The following is a 6615-nucleotide window of genomic DNA, read 5'->3' on the forward strand; positions in this document are numbered from 1 at the left end:
CTGATCGGCGCGACTATGCGCGCTCCGCCGCGCCCGTCGTCGCGGGCAGCCGACCGGCCGTCGCCGGCAGCAGCCCGGCCAGCAGGTCGGCGAGGACGGCCAGGCCGTCCGGGCTGAGCACCGACTCGGGGTGGAACTGCACCCCCGCGAGGCCCCGCCCGCGCAGCGCGTGCACCGCGCCGTCCGCGCCGTCGCGGGCCACCTCCACCGGGCCGTACGGCGTGGCCAGCCGGTCGGCGTCGGCCCGGGCGGTGAACGACGAGTAGAAGCCGACCCGCCGGCGCGCGCCGAACATCTCCACCTCCCGCTGGAGTCCCTGGTAGGGGGCGTCCCTGCGGTGCAGGGTCAACCCGAGCAGGCCGCAGAGCAGCTGGTGGCCCAGGCACACCGCCAGGGTGGGGCGGCCCTCGGCGAGCAGCCCGGTGAGCAGGCCACGCATCGCGACCATCTTCGGCTCGGTGGTGCTGCCCGGGTCGCCCGGGCCGGGGCCCACCACCACCAGGTCGAAACCGGTCACGGGCCCGGCGGCGTGCCAGGGCCGCAGCGTCACGGCCAGCCCCAGCGCGCCCAACTGGTGGGCCAGCATCCCGGTGAAGGTGTCCTCGCCGTCGACGATGAGCGCGCGGCGCCCGGCCAGCCCCGGCAGGCCGGGGGCGTCCGGGTCGCGCTGGTCCAGCCAGAACCGGGCCAGCGGCGCGTTGCGGGCGGCCAGCGCCGCGCGGACCTCGGGGTCGTCGGCGTGGCGTACGGGCGGGCGCGCGCCAGGCGCGGGCGCCTGCGGGCCCAGGCCGAGCGCGGCGAGCACGCCGGCCGCCTTCGCGTGTGTCTCGGCCACCTCGCCGGCGGGCGTGGAGTGCCGGACCAGGGTGGCCCCGACCGGCACCCGCAGCCCGCCGGTGGGGGAGATCTCGGCGGTGCGGATGAGGATCGGCGCGTCCAGGGTCTGCCGGCCGGCGTCGTCGCGGCCGAGCAGCGCCAGCACCCCGGCGTAGTAGCGCCGCCCGGTGTGCTCGTGGCGGGCGATCACCCGGCAGGCGTTCTCCATCGGGCTGCCGGTGACGGTGGGGGCGAACATCGTCTCCCGCAGCACCTCCCGCACGTCCCTGGTGCCCCGGCCGGCGAGCAGGTACTCGGTGTGCGCCAGGTGGGACATCTCCTTGAGGTACGGCCCGACCACCTGGCCGCCGTGCTCGGCGACGGTGGCCATCATCTTCAGTTCCTCGTCCAGCACCATGTACAGCTCCTCGACCTCCTTGGGGTCGGCGAGGAAGCGCAGCAGCGCGTCCCGGTCGGCGTCCGCGCCGGTGTGCCGGAAGGTGCCGCTGATCGGGTTCATCATGACCAGGCCGTCGCCGACGCTGACGTGTCGTTCCGGGCTGGCTCCGACGAGGACGCGGGTGCCGGTGTGCACCACGAAGGTCCAGTACGCACCGCGCTCGCGCAGCAGCAGCCGGCGCAGCGCGGCGAGCGCGGCGACCAGCGGCGGCCCCTCGACGGTGGCGCGCAGGCAGCGGTGGATGACGAAGTTGGCGCCCTCGCCGCGCCCGATCTCCTCCGCGAGCACCCGGCCGACGGTGGCCGCGTACGCGTCGTCGTCGACGTCGAAGCGGGCGTCGGCGGTGCGCACGGGCACGTCGGGCAGCGCGGCGAGCACGTCGGACAGGCCGATCCGCTCGTGCCGGCCGATCTCCAGGCACTCCAGCGGGGCGTCGTCGTCGACGCAGGCGAAGCCCCGCTCGGCGACCTGCCGGAAGGGCACCAGCGCCAGCGTGCGTGGACCGGGCGCCCCGTCGGGCAGCGGGATGTCGGCCAGCCGCGGCACCGCGCGTACGGCGCCGGTGAACAGCTCCAGGTGCTCGGCGCCGTCGCGGCGGACGAGCGCGAAGGGGCCGGGGTCGGCGCCGGCGGCGACGGCGGCCAGCAGCTCGGGCAGGTGGGTCATCGGGTCTCCTCGGGCCGGGCGGCGCCCGGCGGGGCGACCGGAAGGGCCGGAGCGAGACCGGCGGCCGCCTCGTCGGGCGGCCGCGTGGGGAGCTACGCGCGGGGGATGGCCGCCGGGTCGGCGGGCCACCAGCAGGACAGGTGCGCGGGCATGGCATCACCCTACGGGCCGGCCCGGGCGGCGGGAAGCCGATCGGGCGTACGGCCCACCCGCTGGGACGCGGGAAGGCGGCGCAACCGGTAACTTGACCCGCGATGAACACTCTCGCGCTCGACCTGGGCACCTCCTCGGTACGCGGGCTCGTGCTGGACGCGGACGCCCGGCCGCTGCCCGGGGCGCTGGCCCGGCGCAGGGTGAGCCTGGTCGTGCACGACGACGGCACCGGCACCCTGGACGGCCCGGGCTACCTGGCCTGCCTGGGCGAGTGCCTGGACGAGCTGGCCGCCGGCGGGCACCTGCGCGACGTGTCGCTGGTGGCGACCAGCGCGCAGTGGCACTCGGTGCTGCCCCTGGGCGCCGACGGCGCGCCCCTCGGGCCGCTGCTGACCTGGTTGGACACCCGCCCGCAGGCCCTGCCGGGGGCCGTGGGGCCGGCCGACCCGGACGGGTTCCACCAGCGCACCGGCACGTGGTGGCACCGCTGCTACTGGTCGGTCCGGCTGCCCTGGCTGCGGGAGCACACCGGCAGCCGGGTGGCCCGGTTCGTCGGCCTGCCCGAGTACGTGCTTGGCGAGCTGCTCGACTCCGCGCCCATGTCGGTCTCCCAGGCCTCCGGCACGGGGCTGCTGGGGCTGCGGACGCTGGACTGGGACGCCGAGGCCTGCGCGCTGGCCGGCAGCCGCGCCGCCGAGCTGCCGGAGCTGGCCCCGTCCGGCTGGCGGGGGCGGCTGCGGCCGGCGTACGCCCGGCGCTGGCCGCAGCTGACGGACGCGCCCTGGGCCGGTCCCGTCGGCGACGGTGCGGCGTCAAACGTGGGCTCCGGCTGCGTCGGGCCGGACCGGGTCGCGGTGACCGTCGGCACGTCGGCGGCGGTCCGGCTGGTGCAGCGCGCCCCGGCGGGGCAGGAGCTGCCGGCGCTGCCCGAGTCGCTGTGGCGCTACCGGGTCGACCACGACCACGTGGTGACCGGCGCCGCCTACTCCTCCGGCGGCAACCTCTTCGCCTGGGCCAGCCGCGAGCTGCGGCTGCCCGAGGGCGCGGAACTCGACGCCGCGCTGTCCCGGCTGGCGCCCGACGACCGCCTGCCGGTGAACGTCCGCTTCGGCGGGGACCGGCCGCCCGGCCTGGTGCCGGCGGGCTCGGGGGAGCTGCGCGGGCTCAGCTTCGGCACCACGGCCGTCGAGATCCTGGCCGGGCTGATGCGCGGCCTCTGCGACCTGGTCGCCGACGACCTCGCCGTGCTGGAGTCCACCGTCGACAAGCCGGTCGAGGTGGTGCTCGGCGGCGGAGCGGTGGCCGCGTCGCCCTGGTGGCGTTCGGCGTTCGCCGCGGCGCTCGCGCCGCGACCGGTGGGGTACGGGCGCAACCCGGAGGTCGGGGCGAGCGGCGCGGCGCTGGTGGCGCTGGGGCGCATCCACGACGCCACCCGGCTCGCGGACATCGGCCGGACGGACGAGCCCGCCTCACCCTCCTGAGTCGCACCTCAGCCCGGCCCGTTGACACAGCTCGCGGGCCTGGTTGGATGGACTCGCTCCCCGGTTCGCGGCGGACGCGAGGGGACGTAGGAGGCACGTGTGGGCGTAGGTCCGGACCCGGCGCGGGGCGCGGTGCCCCACCACCGCCGGCGCCGGTTCGACGTCCGGGTCGTGCCGCACCGCCGCCGCTCGCCGTTCCGGATGCGGGACTGGCGGATGCGCACCAAGCTCGCCACGGTGCTGGTCATCCCCTCGGTGGCGTTCCTGGTGCTGGCCGGCGTGCAGACCCACGCCCTGGTCGGGCAGACCACCGCGCTCGGCGACTTCGCCCGGCAGGTGGGCATCGGCCGGGAGATCACCGCGCTGGTGCACCAGCTCCAGCAGGAACGGGACCGGGCCGCCGGCGAGCTGAGCGAGCTGCGGCGCAGCGGCGCGGGCGCGGACCGGGACGCGGCCATCGCCGCGCTGAAGCCGTTGCAGGCCGGCACGGACCAGGCCCTGCGGGAGCTGCGCCGCGCGGCCGAGCCGCTGGCCGACGCCGACGCCTCCTGGCGGGTCGCCTTCTCGGAGGTGCTGGAGGCGTACGAGCAGGTCGTCTACATCCGGGCGGCGATCCCCCCGGCGGTGCTCGGCAGCGACACGATCCTCAGCAACTACCACCGGGCGGTCGACGCGCTGCTCAGCCTCCTCGCCGAGCCGTCGCCCGGCGAGGAGCAGCCCGCCCTCAGCGACGCGGTGCTGCGCTACGTCCAGATGGCGCGGGTCAAGGAGCTCTCCTCCCGGGTACGCGCCCAGCTCTACGAGGCCGCCCGCGCCGGCCGGTACGGCGTGGAGGACCAGGTGGTCCTCAGTGACCTGCGGGCCCAGCAGCTCACCGCGCTGGGCGCGTTCCGGGTCGCCGCGACGACCGTCCAGGTGCGCCGCTACGACGAGGTCTCGGCCGACCCGGCGTTCCTGGCCGCCACCCGGCTGGAGGAGCAGAGCCTGCCGAGCGGCGCGGGCCCGCCGGCCGTGCTGCCCGCCCCGCAGTGGTGGGCGGCCAGCGAGCAGCGTCAGGAGCTGCTGCGCGGGCTGGAGGCGTCGGTGCTCGACGACGCCGTACGACGGGCCGACGAGGTCAGCGCCGCGCAGTTGCGCACCACGCTGCTGGTCATCGGCGTGATCGTCGCGGTGCTGCTGGTGGCCCTGCTCATCTCCGTCCTGGTCGGTCGGTCCATCGCCCGGTCGATGCGGTTGCTGCGCGGCCAGGCGCTGCGGATCGCCCAGGTCGAGCTGCCGGAGGCCCTGGACCGGCTCCGCACCGTGTCCGGCGGCGTCCCCGCCATCGAGGTGCCGCCGGCGGTGGTCCGCTCGCTCGACGAGATCGGCGAGCTGGCCGAGGCGTTCGTCGCGGTGCACCGCAGCGCGGTCAGCGTCGCCGTGGAGCAGGCCACCACGCGGCGCAACGTCAACGCCATGTTCGTCAACCTCGCCCGGCGCAGCCAGGTGCTCGTCGAACGCCAGCTGGAGCTGCTGGACGACCTGGAACGCGAGGAGAGCGACCCCGACCAGCTGGAGAACCTGTTCAAGCTCGACCACCTGGCCGCCCGGATGCGCCGCAACGACGACAGCCTGCTGGTGCTGGCCGGCACCGACTCGACCCGCCGGTGGAACCGGCCGGTGGGGCTCCGCGCGGTGCTGCTCGCCGCCAGCGCCGAGATCGAGCAGTACCAGCGGGTGCGCCACGACGGGGTCGCCGACCTGCACATCGTCGGGCACGCCGTCGGTGAGCTGGTCCACGTCCTCGCCGAGCTGCTGGAGAACGCCACCTCGTTCTCCCGCCCCGACACGGTGGTGGTGGTCACCGCCCGCGTCGAGGGCGACGGCGCGGTTGTCGAGCTGGCCGACGAGGGCCTCGGCATGAGCCCGGCCGCCCTGGCGGAGGCGAACGCCGTCCTGGCCACGCCGCCGGCCGCCGACGTCGCGACCGTCGAGCGGATGGGTCTGTTCGTGGTCAGCCACCTGGCCGCCCGGCTCGGTCTCGAGGTGCGGCTGCGCGCCGGCGCGTCCGCCGGCCTGGTCGCCCGGATCCGGATGCCCGGCGACCTGCTGGCCCCGGCGCCCTCGGCGGCGCCGGACGCGTCCGCCCCGGTGCGCATGCTGACCTCCGCGGTCGCCGGCGTCGCGTGGGCCGGGGCGCCGTCACCCGTCGAGATGCCGGTGGCCGGTCGGCGCCCGGACGCCGCGCCCCGTCCGGCGCGGCCCGTGCCGGTGCGGGCCGAGGACGTGCTCGCCCCGGCTGCCGCGCCGGCCGCGCCGGCCGGGGGAGGCTGGTGGTCCCGGCAGGGGCCGGCGCCGGCGCCGGAGAGCTCGCCCACCCCGCCCGCCGTGCCGGTCACCGGCGGGACCAACGCCCGCGGGCTGCCCGTACGGGTGCCGATGGCCCAGCTCTCGGCCGTCACCCAGCCGGCGCGGCCGCAGCGGCCGGTGGCGCGCCACGAACCGGACCCGGAGGCGGTCGGCGGCATGCTGTCCCGGCTCTACAGCGGCGTGCGGCGGGCCGAGACCGAGGAGACCACCGAGATATTCATGCCGCCCGGCGGCGTGCGCACCGAAGGGGGACAGCGATGACGACGTTGAGCCAGGAGGCCCGGGACCTGAGCTGGCTGGTCAGCGGTTTCGCGCAGCGGGTGCCGGGAGTGGCGCACGCCATCGTGGTCAGCTCCGACGGCCTGCTGGTGGCGATCTCCGACCACCTGCCCCGGGACAACGCCGACAAGCTCGCCGCGGTGACGTCGGGGCTGATGAGCATCACCGCGGGCGCGGCCCAGATGTTCGACGGGGACGTGGTCAAGCAGACCGTCGTCGAGATGGGACGCGGCTACTTCCTGGTCATGCAGGTGCGCGACGGCTCCATCCTGGCGACGCTGGCGGGCGCGGACGCCGACATCGGCGTGGTCGGCTACGAGATGGCGCGGCTGGCCAAGCAGGCGGGGGAGATGCTGACCCCCGCGCTGCGGGCGGAGCTGCAGCAGGCGCTGCCGCGCTGACCGGGGCCGC

Annotated in this window: 4 protein-coding genes; 3 read left to right on the top strand and 1 reads right to left on the bottom strand. The window is 76.7% G+C overall.

From position 1 onward, the window contains the following. Positions 1-13: 13 nt before the first annotated feature. A complete protein-coding gene (locus ACWENR_RS15745) occupies positions 14-1942 on the bottom strand; it encodes a chorismate-binding protein (protein WP_452277704.1) in 1929 nt (642 codons plus the stop codon). 254 nt (positions 1943-2196) lie between these two features. On the opposite strand from ACWENR_RS15745, the gene ACWENR_RS15750 reads away from it, so the two are divergent. The 3 genes from ACWENR_RS15750 to ACWENR_RS15760 all read left to right on the top strand — a co-directional run bounded on the left by ACWENR_RS15750 (position 2197) and on the right by ACWENR_RS15760 (position 6605). Beyond that, positions 2197-3576 carry an FGGY family carbohydrate kinase gene (locus tag ACWENR_RS15750; RefSeq protein WP_452277705.1) on the top strand — a complete coding sequence of 460 codons (1380 nt, stop codon included), beginning with the start codon at positions 2197-2199 and terminating at the stop codon, positions 3574-3576. A gap of 99 nt (positions 3577-3675) precedes the next feature. Then, positions 3676-6186 carry a nitrate- and nitrite sensing domain-containing protein gene (locus tag ACWENR_RS15755; RefSeq protein WP_452277706.1) on the top strand — a complete coding sequence of 837 codons (2511 nt, stop codon included), beginning with the start codon at positions 3676-3678 and terminating at the stop codon, positions 6184-6186. Further along, positions 6183-6605: a roadblock/LC7 domain-containing protein gene (locus ACWENR_RS15760; RefSeq protein WP_091105537.1), complete on the top strand. Its 423-nt coding sequence runs from the start codon at positions 6183-6185 to the stop codon at positions 6603-6605. The genes ACWENR_RS15755 and ACWENR_RS15760 overlap by 4 nt, the downstream gene beginning before the upstream one ends. Positions 6606-6615: the final 10 nt, after the last annotated feature.

The sequence above is a fragment of the Micromonospora sp. NPDC004336 genome (assembly GCF_053602615.1).